Consider the following 14,290-nt stretch of genomic DNA (forward strand, 5'->3'; position numbering starts at 1 on the left):
TTTAATAGTTCTCAAGGATAATCCTTTTTCCTTGCATTCTATTGATATTTGATTATGATTAAGAGGGAGATAGTTGGATTTTCTCAATTTATCAGTAATATATTCAAGTTGTGTTAATCATGATGAACTATCAATCAGAAAAAGAAAACTAGAAAGAAGACTGTATGGATAATCGACCAATTGGTTTTTTGGATTCGGGTGTCGGGGGCTTGACCGTTGTGCGCGAACTCATGCGCCAGCTTCCTCATGAAGAGATCGTCTATATTGGAGATTCAGCGCGGGCACCATATGGGCCTCGTTCTGATGAGCAAATTCGTGAATATACTTGGCAGTTGGTTAACTTTCTCTTAACCAAGGATGTCAAAATGATTGTCCTTGCTTGTAACACTGCAACAGCAGTCGTTTGGGAAGAAGTTAAGGCTAAGCTAGATATTCCTGTGCTTGGAGTCATTTTGCCAGGTGCTTCAGCTGCTATCAAATCCAGTCAAGGTAAGAAAATAGGTGTGATTGGAACGCCTATGACTGTACACTCTGACATTTATCGTAAAAAGATTCAAGATCTGGATCCAGACCTACAAGTGGAAAGTTTGGCATGCCCTAAGTTTGTACCCTTGGTCGAGTCAGGGGCTTTATCAACTAGTGTGACTAAAAAGGTCGTATATGAAACCCTAAGACCCTTGGTTGGTAAGGTGGACAGTTTAATCTTAGGCTGTACCCACTATCCGCTCCTCAGGCCTATTATTCAAAATGTTATGGGACCGAATGTCAAACTCATCGATAGTGGAGCGGAATGTGTGCGAGATATCTCCGTCTTACTCAATTATTTTGAAATCAATCGTGGTCGCGATGCCGGACCACTCCATCACCGTTTTTACACAACAGCCAGCAGCCAAAGTTTTGCACAAATTGGTGAAGAATGGCTGGAAAAAGAGATTCATGTGGAGCATGTAGAATTATGACAAATAAAATTTATGAATACAAGGATGAACAGGACTGGTATGTCGGGTCCTATGGTATTTTTGGTGGCGTCCGGACGTTGACGGATGATGACTTGGATTTTCCTCTATTGGAGTTTGCCCAAAGATTTCGAGATGAGGATCGAGGTTTTCCTGTTTCTGTTACTGTTTTACGCTATGGTTCTCTCTATCGTTTATTGTCTTTTGTGGTAGATATCCTTAACCAAGAAATGGGACGAAATGTGGAAGTCATCCAACGTCAGGGGACTTTGCTCCTGGTTGAAAATGGGCAACTCCTGCATGTAGAATTACCCAAAGAAGGTGTTGATGTAGAAGCCTTCTTTGAGACAAACAAGGTCAGAGAAACCTTATTGATTGCGACTCGTAACGAGGGCAAGACCAAGGAATTCCGAGCTATCTTTGACAAGCTAGGCTATGATGTGGAAAATCTTAATGACTATCCTGACTTGCCTGAAGTAGCAGAAACAGGTATGACTTTTGAAGAAAATGCCCGCCTCAAGGCAGAAACTATTTCTCAATTAACTGGTAAGATGGTCTTGGCAGATGATTCTGGACTGAAAGTTGATGTTTTGGGCGGCTTACCAGGGGTTTGGTCAGCTCGTTTCGCAGGTGTCGGAGCTACTGATCGTGAAAACAATGCCAAGCTCTTGCACGAATTGGCCATGGTCTTTGAACTCAAGGACCGCTCTGCTCAATTCCACACGACCCTAGTTGTAGCCAGTCCAAACAAGGAAAGTTTGGTTGTCGAAGCTGACTGGGCAGGCTATATTAACTTTGAACCTAAAGGTGAAAATGGTTTTGGCTATGATCCCCTCTTCCTTGTGGGAGAGACTGGTAAATCATCAGCTGAGTTAACCCTTGAAGAAAAAAATAGCCAATCTCACCGTGCCTTAGCTGTTAAGAAACTTTTGGAGGTGTTTCCATCATGGCAAAGCAAACCATCATTGTAATGAGTGATTCCCATGGGGATAGCTTGATTGTAGAAGAAATCCGTGATCGTTATGTAGGCAAAGTTGATGCCGTTTTTCATAACGGAGATTCTGAATTACGTCCTGATTCACCACTATGGGAGGGTATCCATGTTGTCAAAGGAAATATGGACTTCTATGCCGGCTACCCAGAGCGTTTGGTGACACAGTTGGGACCAACCAAAATCATTCAGACCCACGGTCACTTGTTTGACATTAATTTCAATTTTCAAAAATTGGATTTCTGGGCTCAGGAGGAAGAGGCCGATATCTGCCTTTATGGCCACTTGCATGTACCTAGTGCTTGGATGGAAGGAAAAACTCTCTTTTTAAATCCTGGTTCTATTAGCCAACCACGTGGCACTATTCGAGAATGTCTCTATGCTCGTGTGGAGATTGATGACAAGAGCTTTAAAGTTGACTTTTTGACACGTGATCATGAGGTCTATAAAGGCTTGTCCAAGGAGTTTGATCGATGATTACCAAGGAGTTTGAGACTTTCTTGCTAGGACAAGAGGAAACTTTTTTGACACCTGCGGAGAATTTAGCGGTCTTGATTGATACTCATAATGCAGACCATGCCATTCTGTTGCTGAGTCAGATGACCTACACCCGTGTGCCTGTCGTGACAGATCAAAAACATTTCGTTGGAACGATTGGTCTAAGAGATATTATGGCTTATCAAATGGAGCATGATTTGAGCCACGAAATCATGGCTGATATAGACATCATTCATATGACGAGAAAAGATGTGGCTGTAGTTGCTCCTGATTTTACTATTACAGAGGTTTTACACAAGTTGGTGGATGAGTCTTTCTTACCAGTTGTGGATGAGAATGGTATTTTTCAAGGGATTATCACCCGGAAGTCCATTTTAAAAGCTGTGAATGCCCTCTTGCATGACTTTAGTAAGGAATATGAAATTCGATGCAAATGAGAGAAGGAATTTCAGTATTTTTAGAGGAAAAACAGGGTTTATCTATCAATTCTAGACAAGCATATAAGTATGATTTGGAGCAATTTTTAGATATTGTAGGTGAACGTATTTCAGAGACTAGTCTCAAGATATATCAAGCACAGTTATCCAAGTTAAAAATCAGTGCCCAAAAACGTAAAATTTCAGCTTGTAATCAATTTCTCTATTTTTTATATCAAAAAGGAAAACTAGAAAATTTTTATCGTTTAGATTTGGTCAAACAAACAGAAAAAAAAGCTGAAAAACCAGCTCTCATAGATTTGGAGTCTTTTTGGCAAGAAAGTAACTATCCTGAGGGACGCTTGCTAGCTCTTCTTATCTCGGAAATGGGACTCTTGCCAAGTGAGATTTTGGCTCTCGAAGTTGCAGATATCAATCTTAATTTTCAAGTTTTGAGAATTACAAAGGCTTCTCAACAAAGAGTTGTAGCTATTCCTACAGATTTGATCTCAGAATTGGAGCCTTTAATGAAGCAGACCTATCTTTTTGATAGGGTCGGGAAGCCTTATTCTAGGCAGTGGGCTTTTCGCCAACTGGAATCATTTTTGAGAGAGAAAGGTTTTTCAGACTTGTCTGCTCAAGCTTTGCGAGAACAGTTTATCCTGCGACAATTTGAAAACAAGGTTGATTTGTACGAAATCGCAAAAAAATTAGGATTAAAAACAGTTCTGACTTTAGAAAAATATAGATAATGGATATTAAATTAAAAGATTTTGAAGGGCCACTGGACTTGCTCTTGCATCTAGTTTCCAAGTATCAGATGGATATTTATGATGTGCCTATTACCGAGGTTATTGAGCAGTATCTAGTCTATGTCTCTACTTTACAAGCCATGCGTTTAGAAGTCGCGGGCGAGTATATGGTTATGGCCAGCCAGCTCATGTTGATTAAAAGTCGGAAACTTCTTCCGAAGGTGGCGGAAGTAACAGATTTAGAAGATGACCTTGAGCAGGATCTTCTCTCTCAAATCGAAGAATACCGTAAATTCAAGGTTTTGGGGGAACAGTTGGAAGCTAAACACCAAGAACGAGCCCTGTACTATTCAAAGCCACCAACGGAATTGATTTACGAAGATGCTGAGCTTGTACATGATAAAACAACCATTGACCTTTTCTTGGCTTTTTCGAACATTCTAACTAAGAAAAAAGAGGAGTTTTCTAAAAATCATACGACTATCTTACGTGATGAGTATAAGATTGAGGATATGATGGTCATTGTGAAAGAGTCGTTGGCTGGAAGAGATCAGGTACTCTTGCAAGATTTGTTTAAGGAAGCTCAGAATGTCCAAGAGGTCATTACACTCTTTTTAGCAACTTTAGAGTTAATCAAGACTCAGGAGTTAACCCTAGTGCAGAATGAGAGTTTTGGGGATATCTATCTCATGGAAAAGAAGCTAGATAGTCAAGCAGAAAAAAGCCAGACTTGATAGAGAGGAAATATGACGACTTTAGCAAAAATAGAAGCGCTCTTGTTTGTGGCGGGTGAAGATGGTATTCGGATTCGTCAGTTGGCGGAACTTCTTTCTCTTCCGCCGACAGGTATTCAACAGAGTTTAGAAAAATTAGCCAAAAAGTATGAAACTGATGAGCAGTCAAGTTTGTCCCTTATTGAAACAGGGACTTCCTATAGATTGGTGACCAAGCCTCAGTTTGCAGAGATCTTGAAGGAATACTCAAAGGCACCTATCAACCAGAGCCTCTCCCGAGCTGCCCTTGAGACCTTGTCCATCGTTGCTTACAAACAGCCCATCACACGGATAGAAATTGATGCCATCCGTGGAGTTAACTCCAGTGGGGCCTTGGCAAAGCTGCAGGCATTTGACCTGATAAAGGAAGACGGGAAAAAAGAAGTATTGGGTCGCCCCAACCTTTATGTGACTACGGATTATTTCCTAGATTACATGGGAATTAACCATTTGGAAGAATTACCAGTGATTGATGAGCTTGAGATTCAAGCCCAAGAAAGCCAATTATTTGGTGAAAGGATAGAAGAAGATGAGAATCAATAAATATATTGCCCACGCAGGTGTGGCCAGTAGGAGAAAAGCAGAAGAGTTGATTAAGCAGGGCTTAGTGACTGTAAACGGACTAGTGGTGCGTGAATTAGCAACCACTATTAAATCTGGAGATAAGGTAGAAGTAGAAGGGCAACCCATCTACAACGAGGAAAAGGTCTACTATCTGCTCAATAAACCACGCGGGGTAATTTCTAGTGTGACAGATGATAAGGGGCGTAAGACAGTTGTAGACCTCTTGCCCAATGTGAAAGAGCGTATTTACCCAGTTGGACGTTTGGACTGGGATACATCAGGTGTTTTGATTTTGACTAATGATGGGGATTTTACGGATGAGATGATTCACCCTCGTAATGAGATTGACAAGGTTTATGTCGCGCGTGTTAAAGGTGTGGCCAATAAGGATAATCTCCGCCCCTTGACCCGTGGACTTGAGATTGATGGTAAGAAAACCAAACCGGCTGTCTATGAGATTCTCAAAGTGGATCCAGTCAAAAACCGCTCTGTGGTGCAGTTGACTATCCATGAAGGGCGTAACCACCAGGTTAAAAAGATGTTTGAAGCTGTTGGTCTTCAAGTGGACAAGTTGTCACGGACCCGTTTTGGACACCTAGACCTGACAGGTCTTCGTCCAGGTGAATCCCGTCGTCTTAATAAAAAAGAAATCAGCCAACTACACACCATGGCTGTAACCAAGAAATAATGAAACGAATTTTAATAGCGCCTGTGCGCTTTTACCAACGGTTTATCTCACCAGCCTTTCCACCCTCTTGTCGCTTTGAGCCGACTTGTTCCAACTACATGATTCAGGCTATTGAAAAACATGGCTTCAAGGGTGTTTTGATGGGCTTGGCTCGGATTTTACGTTGCCATCCCTGGTCGAAAACAGGTAAGGACCCCGTCCCAGACCACTTTTCACTCAAACGGAATCAAGAAGAAAATGAGGCTGGGTAAAAGTATTTTAGTGAAATGATAAAAACGCATCCTATCAGATTTGAGTGAGTCTGATAGGATGCGTTTTATCATGTAAAGATGTTAGTTGAGTTTGAAGCAGCTTATTTCAAGGCTTTTTGTGCGTCTTCAATCATGAGTTTGGTTGATTCAAGTCCGCCTCCGCTTAGATACCAGAGATCTGGTGTTAGTTGGATAATCTTGCCATTTTTTGCGGCAGGAGTTTCAGCGATAAGGGCATTTTCTAGGACACCGTCGTTGCTAGAGTTGTCCCCACCGATGGCAAGGGTACGGTTGATGACAAAGAGGATGTCAGGATTGATTTCTTTGACACTTTCAAAGCTGACTTCTTGTCCGTGGCGAGAATCTTCAAATTGAGTATCAGTTGGTTTGAATTTCAAGGTTTGATACAAGAAAGAGAAACGAGATTGGGCACCAAAAGCAGCCATTTTTCCTTCGTTGAGGAGAATAGCAAGGGCTTTTTTGTCAGAGCTTTCATTTTTAGTAGCGACTTCTTGGATATTCTTGTCTAGCTTGGCCAATTCTTCCTTGGCTTTCTGTGTACCAGTTTCGCCGAAGGCACTTGCTAAGGACTCAATGTTGCCCTTAGTTGAAGTCCAGTAGTCGTCCTTGCTTGCTTGAAAGAGAACGGTCGGAGCGATTTCTTTGAATTTATCTACAAATTTTTGGGTACGTGGTGAAGCGATAATCAAATCTGGTTCAAGAGCAGCAATGGCTTCTAGGTCTGGCTCAACCATAGAACCAACATTTTTAACTTTTTCAGCTAGGTCTTTTAGGTAAGTCGGAACAGTTTTTGTAGGCATTCCAACGATATTCTTTTCAAAACCTAAAGCGCGAATAGTATCAGCAGCACCGAGATCAAAGGTCACAATCTTTTCAGGAACCTTTGAAAGTTTGACATCATCTAGCGAACTTTTAATGGTTACCTCTGTTGGAGCGGAGCTACTTATCTCCGACTGGCTGGTACTTGAGTTTGTATTTGTACTACATGCACCAAGTAGGAGCAAGAAACTAGCCACTAGGGCAGTGAGGTAAAGTTTAAGGGATGTTTTCATGATTTTTCCTTTTTAAAATGTGATAACGATTTAGGGAGTCTCTAGGTTTTATTGACTAAGAGACAAAGTTTCTTCTAACTCGAGTTTCTGAGTTGCTAGCTATAGATGCAGATCTTTTTGCCATTGATATCAGCCAGCGTGATGGGAATCTCGTAAAGTTGACTGAGCAGGTCAGCCTGCATGATTTGATTTGTGGTTCCCTTGCGAAAGACTTGTCCGTCTTTAAAGGCAACAATTTCATCCGCGTACTGACTGGCCATGTTGATATCGTGGAGGACGATGATAATGGTCTTGCCGAGTTCCTCCACCAGTCGCCGAAGAATCTGCATCATGCTGACACTTTGCTTAATATCGAGGTTGTTGAGCGGTTCGTCTAGCAAGATAAAGTCTGTATCCTGGGCTAGTACCATAGCGATAAAGACCCGTTGGAGCTGTCCCCCAGACAGGCTATCGATGTAGCGGTCTTTTAAGTTGGTCAGTTCCAGATAGTCCAGAGTTTCTCGGATTTTTTCCCAGTCTTCTGGTCTCAGTCGACCTCTGCTGTAGGGAAAACGTCCAAAACTGACCAGTTCTTCAACAGTCAATTTGGCTTGGTAATTGATTTTCTGCTTTAGGATAGTCAGTTCTTGAGCCAGTTCTTGTGAATTCCAACTCTCGATTTCACGGCCTTTGATACTGAGAATTCCCTGATCTTTCTTGGTCAGTCTGCTCATGATGGAGAGGAGAGTCGATTTTCCAGCACCATTTGGACCAATAAATGCTGTCAGTTTCTGAGGACTGATTTCAAGCGAAATGCCTTGCAAAATATCCTGTTTTTGAATGGATTTGTCAATGTTTTCCAGTTTCACTGACGCGCCCTCCTGTAGAGTAAGATAAAGAATAAGAGACCACCTACGCTCTCGATAATCATACTGATGCGAATTTCCAGCGCAAAGACTCGTTCAATCAGGGCTTGCCCCAAGGTCAAACTGATAAATCCAACCAGAATGGCCACTATAAAGAGTAACTTATGTCGATAGTCTTTGACGATTAGGTAGGTGAGGTTGGCCAACATAAAACCGAAGAAGGCCATAGGTCCTACCAGGGCAGTGGCCGTTGAAGTTAAAAGTACGATACCCCAGAGGAGTTCTTTCTGTTCTTTTTCAACATCGAGTCCCAATATCTGAGCTGTTTCTCTTTGCAGATGCAAGACATCCAGAATGACTGCTTTCCGAAAGAAAAAGATTGTCAAAGCAAGGATAATCAGAGAACCGATGGCTAGGATGGAAGTGTTGAGATGTTGAAAGGAGGCAAAGAGACTGTTCTGCAGTTTATCGTATTCGTTTGGATCCATCAGGACCTGAAGGAAGGTACTGATATTTCGAAAGAGACTTCCGAGGGCTAGACAGATTAGCAGGATGAAGACCAGGTCTTGTTTCATCAGTGTCTTCAAGTAGCCTTGTAAGGCAAGAAAGAAGAGGGATTGAAGCAGAAGCAAGACTAGGAATTCTAAGATAGGGGACTTGCCAAGTTGAAGAAACTTGCTTTCAAAAACCAGTAGCAGGGTTTGTAGCAAAACATAGAAGGATTCGATTCCTAAAATACTAGGTGTCAGGAAGCGATTTTCCGTCAGGGTTTGAAAACTAATGGTCGAAATCCCAGTCGCGATGGCTACCAAGAGATAAACGATAACCTTTTGGGAACGCAACTTCCAAGCAAAGGCTGACAGGTGAGTAATGGGCCAAAAGTAGAGAAGACAAGCTCCGATGGCAAGAATAATGAGAAGCCAGAATAGCTTAGTATGTTTGCTTTTAGACTGCATCTTTTCGTCCCCCTCTCCATAGAAGTAGGATAAAGACGAGGCTACCAATGATTCCTAGTAGAAGACTGACAGACAGCTCATAGGGCCGAATCAGAACTCGGGATAGGATGTCGCAGGCCAGAACTAGATTGGCACCGACTAGTGCGACCATGAGTTTGGTCTGGCTTAGATTATCTCCATAGCGCTTGCGAACAAGATTTGGAACGATGACCCCGAGAAATGGTAAGCCACCCACGGTAATCATGGTGACACTTGTCGTTAGCGCCACCAGAAAGAGGGCCAGTTTTTCAAGTAGGGAGTATGAAATCCCCAAACTCTCGTTGGTTTCTTTCCCTAGATTCATGATGGTAAAAGTTTGGGATAATTTCCAAACGGCTATCAGGATAATGAGGCCTAAGAAAAGCCATTCATACTGATGGGTCTGAATCATGGAGAAGGAGCCCTGGGTCCAGGCAGTCATACTCTGAACCAGATTGAAACGATAGGCGATAACTTCTGTCACAGAACCGATAATCCCGCTATAGATGATCCCAATCAGAGGCAACATCCACCTTTCCTTTACAGTAAAAATGGTCATAAAGGCTAGGAAGAAGAGGGTGAATACGATGGATGAAACAAAAGCGAAGAGCATCTTTTGGGTCAGACTAGCCGACGGAAAGACAAAGAGGCTCAATACCATTCCCAGTTTGGCGGCTTCAGTGGTTCCAACTGTACTCGGAGCAGCAAACTGATTTTGAGTGATAGTCTGCATGAGAAGTCCTGCCATACTCATACTAGAAGCAGTCAGGAGAATGCTAATGGTTCTTGGAAGACGAGACTCTTGAAAGAGAAGCCAGGTCTGTTGGTCGAAAGCAAAGAGCATTCCCCATGAAAAATCACTGGTCCCAATGCTAATAGAGAGAAAGACTAGGAGTAGAAGTAAGCCAATTAAATAATGAGAAAGTTTCATACCCCATCCTTTCATGTAGATTTGGTACCGAAAGATACCTGCGGATATTACTGTAACACGATTTCTTTAATCTGTCAATAAATTTTCTGACAATTTAATAAATAAGATATGGAGAGGGCGCAAGGCTTTCTCCTTTGTTATCCTATTCCAAAATGTTTTTACCTTCTTTAACCCGCAAATGATAATCCGATAAAATGATATCTTCAAGGGAGTAGCTAGTTTTCCAATCAAGATATTTTTTAGTTTTTGAGGCGTCTGCTAGGACGCTAGCTGGGTCACAAGTGTGATATACAACAATCGGACATGGAATTTTCAACATTGCCCCGATAGTTGTACTAAAAATCTAATTTTGTATTGACCTCAAAAGTTAGAAAAATAATTTATAGTAAAATGAAATAAAAACAGTACGCAATGTGGTATAAGCTTCTTATGGCATATTCAATAGATTTTCATAAAAAAGTTCTCGCCTATTGTAAGCGAACAGATAGTATAACAGAAGCATCGGACCTTTTCCAAATCTCACGTAATGCCATTTATGGCTGGTTAAAACTAAAAGAGAAAACAGGAGAGCTAAACCATCAAGTAAAAGGAACAAAACCAAGAAAGGTTGATAGAGATAGATTTAAAAACTATCTTACTGACAATCCAGATACTTATTTGACTGAAATAGCTTCTGAATTTGGCTGTCATCCAACTACCGTTCACTATGCTCTCAAAGCTATGGGATACACTCGAAAAAAAGAACCACACCTACATGAACAAGACCCAGAAAAAGTAGCTTTATTTCTTAAAAATTTTAATAGTTTAAAGTACCTAGCGCCTGTTTATGTTGATGAAACAGGGTTTGGTACTTATTTTTATTGAGAATATGGTCGCTCATTAAAAGGTCAGTTAATAAGAGGTAAAGTATCTGGAAGAAGATATTAGAGGATTTCTTTGGTTGCAGGGCTAACAAATTGTGAGTTAATCGCTCCAATGACTTACGAAGAGACGATGACGAGCGACTTTTTTGAAGCTTGGTTTCAGAAGTTTCTCTTACCAATATTAAATACACCATCAGTTATTATTATGGATAATACAAGATTCCATAGAATGGGTAAGCTAGAACTCTTGTGTGAAGAGTTTGGGCATAAACTTTTACCACTTTCTCCCTACTCACCTGAGTACAATAAAACAGGGGCACATATCAAAAAGCACCTTTGAGATTGTAATCTCAAAGGTGCTACTATTCAATATTTATTGTTGCTGGACAGATGATGGCTGCTCACCTTGGATTGTAGTACGTTGGTTTGAATTGGTAGAATTGTTTTGTTGTCCATTGGTTTCAGTTGTAGTTGTGTTTGATGCAGAATCTTCAGTTGAAGATGTTGAATTTTCTACGACTGGAGTTTCTTGGATTACAGGGGCCGTCCAAGTATTTCGAGCCCCATTCTTAAAGATAAATCCTCCATTTCTGTATAAACCATCTGGGGTCGACCAGTCTCCAGGATGGTTATTTTCAGCCAGATAGGTCATCATAGAGCGATAGACTCTGGCAGCAACTGTGAGGCCACTACCTATGACTGGTGTGAGACGATTTGTATAGCCGGTCCAAACAGCCATTGAGTATTTACGAGTGTAACCTACAAACATTTCATCAGGAGCGACCAATTGTCTAGTCTTAATATGATTTTCAATTTCCTCATCTGAGTAGTTAGAAGTACCTGTTTTACCAGCCTGAGGGAGCCATGGGATGTATGCATTGTAACCAGTTCCAGAAGTCAATACTGTTTTCATCATTTCTGTCATCATGTAAGCAGTCGTCTCTTTCATCGCTCTTGTACCAGAATCAGAAAATTCTTTTTCACTTCCATCGCTAAAGATAATCTTATTAATGTACATTGGCTTATGGTAAATCCCACCATTAGCAAATGCAGCATAGGCAGCTGCCATTTTTTCACTACTTGCACCGTACTGTCTACTTGATTCAGTTGTGTTACTTGAAATGGCGTTAGAGTAGTGTATTTCTGGATAATCAATTCCTAAACCATTTAAGAAGGTTTTAGCACGATTTAATCCCACCTTATTGAGAGTTTCTACAGCAGGGACATTTCGAGATTGTTGAAGGGCGTATTGTAAGGTTATATTACCAAAATACCCTCTATCCCAGTTGTAAACAGGAGTGTTTGTTCCAGGATAATTGTATGGGACATCACGTACAGTAGTTGCAGTTGAGTCATAGATATCATATTCTAAAGCAGGGGCGTAATCGGTGATTGGTTTCATGGTTGATCCCCAGTCACGATTAGTTTCTACGGCTTGGTTTGTACCAAATGATACGTTGCTTGATTGATGGCGAGAACCAAGTTGCGCAATAACATTACCAGTAGAGACGTCAACAATAGTTGAAGCGACTTGCATGTCATCATCAGGATAAGAGACATATTGGTCTGTATTATAAATATCCCACAGACGTTTTTGAGCATCTTGATCTACATTTGTGTAGACATCCATACCCGTAGTTAGAAGATTGTAGCCTGTCTCTTGTTCAACTTGTTCGATGACTTCTTTGAGATAGTTGTCCATATAAGCAGGATAACTACTTGTTGACTTAAGACTTTGTAGCCCATCTGTAATTGGGGTGTTTATAGCATTTTCGTATTGTTCAGCAGTAATGTAATTTTGTCCCTTCATTTCAGATAGAACCAAATTACGACGTTCTAAAGCTGCTTCTGGCTGAGAGTAAGGATCATACTGGTTTGGAGCTTGTGGCATTCCGGCTAATAGCGCAAGTTGAGGAAGAGAAAGGTCTTTTAAATCTTTACCATAATAGTTTTGCGCAGCAGTTTGCATGCCATAGTTTCCATTGGACATATAGACTTTATTAACGTAATAGGTTAGTATTTCTTGTTTAGTCGCTTTTCGTTCTAATTGAACAGCTAACCAAGCTTCCTGGGCCTTACGTGAAATAGTCTGATCTGCAGTAGAAGTTGAGAAGTAGGTCAACTTGATTAATTGCTGGGTGAGTGTGGAGCCCCCTTGTAGGGTGTTACTTTTCAAGTTGCGAAGAAATGCCCCCATGATTCGAATAGTGTCGACACCACGGTGATTGAAAAAGCGATGATCTTCTATCGATACGATTGCATTTACTAAATCCGTAGGAATTTCACTAGATTGAGCATTTACACGACGCTCCGAACCCAAATCAGCAATCAGTTCATTTTTATTGTCGTAAATCTTACTAGAAGTAGTAGCGACTAATTTGCTTTCAGATAAGGCAGGAGACTTGGCGACATAGTAAAGAAATATACTTCCTCCAAGCACGAAGGCTGTTAGAAATAAAGATAAGAGGCCAATGCCTAAATATTTAGATAGACGCAGGATAGTTTCTTTGTTAATCATGTTTTACCACCTAATAAATGCTCTCTAATAACATCGAGATAGGGAATTTGAGGGAAGGCACTAGTTTCAATTTTGAATCCAAATTCTTGGATATATCCAAGTGGCATTGATTTTTGTCCTTTATCTTGATGATAAAAGGAAATCAAATGAGGTGCCGGCAATAAGTAAGTTTCTTGTTGAGAAGAAAAGTGAAGTAGAACGAAGCAAATACCTTTTTGATTAAGAACTTGTTCCATGTGATGAATCTGATGAAGATGGAAATTCTTCATCGGGATTGCATTTTTTTGTTTTGTTTCCTTTGCTTCAAAGTCGATGTAATATCCATCATAAACGCCAGAATAATCCGTCGTTGAGGCTTGTCTAAAATAGGCTTCAACAATCTTTGCTCGACTTCGTTGTGGATAGTCCACGCGGACGATTTGAATAGGAGTTGGTTTTTTGTGAATGACAGCAAGCCCCTGAGACAAATAGTAGTCGTTGGTTGCATTGATCATCTTTTCAAAAGACATTCCCCTATTTGCGAAATTTTTGGGATTTGAAAGGGAGGATTGCCTTTTTTTTGATGAAATTTTATGAGGATAGTTGACCATATTTCTCCTTATTGGTACAATAACATCACTCTATTATACCATAAAATATAAAGAAAGGTGTAAAAATGACTGTTGCTTTAATTATGGGCTATTCTCATTTTGATTTGGGATTATTCAATGAAAAGGATATTCGTACAAAAATTATTAAAAAAGCCATACAACAAGACCTAGAAAGTTTAGCTGAAGAAGGAGTTAATTGGCTAGTATTTACAGGAAATTTGGGATTTGAATCATGGGTGCTAGAAGTTGCAAATGAAATGAAAGAAGATTACAATTTTCGGCTAGCAACTATTTTTGATTTTGAAACACATGGGCAAAATTGGAATGAAGCAAATCAGCTCAAACTAAGCCAATTTAAGCAAGTGGACTTTGTTAAATATGCTTATCCTAGTTTTGAACATAAGGGACAATTACGCGACTACCAACGGTTTTTACTAGATAATACAGATTTGGCCTATTTTTTCTATGATCCAGAGAATGAAACTAAATTAAAATTTATGGACGATTTGATGAAAAGTGAGGAAGGTTATAGGGTAAAAAGACTAACATTTGACATTTTAAATGAGGTGGCAGAAATTTTTTCTGAAAAGTAAGGTTTTGACCTTGA

General features: G+C 40.5%; 16 protein-coding genes and 1 pseudogene. 11 read left to right on the top strand and 6 right to left on the bottom strand.

All coding sequences use genetic code 11. The features are described from left to right. The first annotated feature begins 164 nt into the window (after window positions 1–164). Genes racE through yidD form a run of 9 tightly spaced genes read left to right on the top strand, consistent with a single transcriptional unit; the run spans window position 165 to window position 5,889 of the window. A complete protein-coding gene (racE, locus tag HMPREF1117_RS06925; RefSeq protein ID WP_000370388.1) occupies window positions 165–959 on the top strand; it encodes a glutamate racemase in 795 nt (264 codons plus the stop codon). Then, window positions 956–1,927: a nucleoside-triphosphate diphosphatase gene (locus HMPREF1117_RS06930; RefSeq protein WP_000182448.1), complete on the top strand. Its 972-nt coding sequence runs from the start codon at window positions 956–958 to the stop codon at window positions 1,925–1,927. Before racE ends, HMPREF1117_RS06930 begins: the two co-directional genes overlap by 4 nt. Continuing rightward, window positions 1,903–2,424, top strand: coding sequence for a metallophosphoesterase (locus HMPREF1117_RS06935; protein ID WP_001118950.1), 522 nt, complete (start codon window positions 1,903–1,905; stop codon window positions 2,422–2,424). Before HMPREF1117_RS06930 ends, HMPREF1117_RS06935 begins: the two co-directional genes overlap by 25 nt. After that, on the top strand, window positions 2,421–2,882 hold the full coding sequence (gene cbpB, locus HMPREF1117_RS06940) for a cyclic-di-AMP-binding protein CbpB (RefSeq protein WP_000628831.1): 462 nt from the start codon (window positions 2,421–2,423) through the stop codon (window positions 2,880–2,882). The genes HMPREF1117_RS06935 and cbpB overlap by 4 nt, the downstream gene beginning before the upstream one ends. Next, window positions 2,879–3,613 carry a site-specific tyrosine recombinase XerD gene (gene xerD / locus HMPREF1117_RS06945; protein WP_331270676.1) on the top strand — a complete coding sequence of 245 codons (735 nt, stop codon included), beginning with the start codon at window positions 2,879–2,881 and terminating at the stop codon, window positions 3,611–3,613. The genes cbpB and xerD overlap by 4 nt, the downstream gene beginning before the upstream one ends. Then, a complete protein-coding gene (locus tag HMPREF1117_RS06950; RefSeq protein WP_000351920.1) occupies window positions 3,613–4,347 on the top strand; it encodes a segregation/condensation protein A in 735 nt (244 codons plus the stop codon). Before xerD ends, HMPREF1117_RS06950 begins: the two co-directional genes overlap by 1 nt. Before the next feature lie 12 nt (window positions 4,348–4,359). Continuing rightward, window positions 4,360–4,929: an SMC-Scp complex subunit ScpB gene (scpB, locus tag HMPREF1117_RS06955; RefSeq protein WP_000209072.1), complete on the top strand. Its 570-nt coding sequence runs from the start codon at window positions 4,360–4,362 to the stop codon at window positions 4,927–4,929. Continuing rightward, window positions 4,916–5,638 (top strand): pseudouridine synthase, encoded by a 723-nt coding sequence (locus HMPREF1117_RS06960; RefSeq protein ID WP_001222208.1) that lies wholly within the window; start codon window positions 4,916–4,918, stop codon window positions 5,636–5,638. The genes scpB and HMPREF1117_RS06960 overlap by 14 nt, the downstream gene beginning before the upstream one ends. Continuing rightward, window positions 5,638–5,889, top strand: coding sequence for a membrane protein insertion efficiency factor YidD (gene yidD, locus HMPREF1117_RS06965; protein WP_000821625.1), 252 nt, complete (start codon window positions 5,638–5,640; stop codon window positions 5,887–5,889). Before HMPREF1117_RS06960 ends, yidD begins: the two co-directional genes overlap by 1 nt. Before the next feature lie 101 nt (window positions 5,890–5,990). Here the strand turns inward: yidD and HMPREF1117_RS06970 are convergent, their stop codons facing one another. The 4 genes from HMPREF1117_RS06970 to HMPREF1117_RS06985 all read right to left on the bottom strand — a co-directional run bounded on the left by HMPREF1117_RS06970 (window position 5,991) and on the right by HMPREF1117_RS06985 (window position 9,712). Then, window positions 5,991–6,962: a siderophore ABC transporter substrate-binding protein gene (locus tag HMPREF1117_RS06970; RefSeq protein ID WP_000858284.1), complete on the bottom strand. Its 972-nt coding sequence runs from the start codon at window positions 6,960–6,962 to the stop codon at window positions 5,991–5,993. A gap of 95 nt (window positions 6,963–7,057) precedes the next feature. Continuing rightward, the gene (locus HMPREF1117_RS06975) at window positions 7,058–7,810 is read right to left on the bottom strand and encodes an iron ABC transporter ATP-binding protein (RefSeq protein WP_000764292.1); all 753 of its coding nucleotides are present in this window, start codon (window positions 7,808–7,810) and stop codon (window positions 7,058–7,060) included. Continuing rightward, window positions 7,807–8,763 carry an iron chelate uptake ABC transporter family permease subunit gene (locus tag HMPREF1117_RS06980; protein WP_001190923.1) on the bottom strand — a complete coding sequence of 319 codons (957 nt, stop codon included), beginning with the start codon at window positions 8,761–8,763 and terminating at the stop codon, window positions 7,807–7,809. Before HMPREF1117_RS06980 ends, HMPREF1117_RS06975 begins: the two co-directional genes overlap by 4 nt. After that, on the bottom strand, window positions 8,753–9,712 hold the full coding sequence (locus tag HMPREF1117_RS06985) for an ABC transporter permease (protein WP_000777253.1): 960 nt from the start codon (window positions 9,710–9,712) through the stop codon (window positions 8,753–8,755). Before HMPREF1117_RS06985 ends, HMPREF1117_RS06980 begins: the two co-directional genes overlap by 11 nt. Before the next feature lie 429 nt (window positions 9,713–10,141). Between HMPREF1117_RS06985 and HMPREF1117_RS11625 the strand changes: the two are divergent. Next, window positions 10,142–10,912, top strand: a pseudogene (locus HMPREF1117_RS11625) (IS630 family transposase); the annotation flags it as partial. Window positions 10,913–10,948: 36 nt separating this feature from the next. Here HMPREF1117_RS11625 and pbp1a read toward each other — a convergent pair. Both pbp1a and recU read right to left on the bottom strand, forming a co-directional pair. Next, on the bottom strand, window positions 10,949–13,090 hold the full coding sequence (pbp1a, locus tag HMPREF1117_RS06990) for a penicillin-binding protein PBP1A (protein WP_025171588.1): 2,142 nt from the start codon (window positions 13,088–13,090) through the stop codon (window positions 10,949–10,951). After that, complete coding sequence (gene recU / locus HMPREF1117_RS06995; RefSeq protein ID WP_000248749.1) at window positions 13,090–13,683, bottom strand: Holliday junction resolvase RecU; 594 nt, start codon at window positions 13,681–13,683, stop codon at window positions 13,090–13,092. Before recU ends, pbp1a begins: the two co-directional genes overlap by 1 nt. A 65-nt stretch (window positions 13,684–13,748) precedes the next feature. Between recU and HMPREF1117_RS07000 the strand changes: the two genes are divergently transcribed. Further along, window positions 13,749–14,276 carry an SLOG family protein gene (locus HMPREF1117_RS07000; RefSeq protein WP_000214971.1) on the top strand — a complete coding sequence of 176 codons (528 nt, stop codon included), beginning with the start codon at window positions 13,749–13,751 and terminating at the stop codon, window positions 14,274–14,276. Window positions 14,277–14,290: the final 14 nt, after the last annotated feature.

Source organism: Streptococcus sp. SK643 (assembly GCF_000259505.1).
Classification (GTDB): Bacteria; Bacillota; Bacilli; order Lactobacillales; family Streptococcaceae; genus Streptococcus.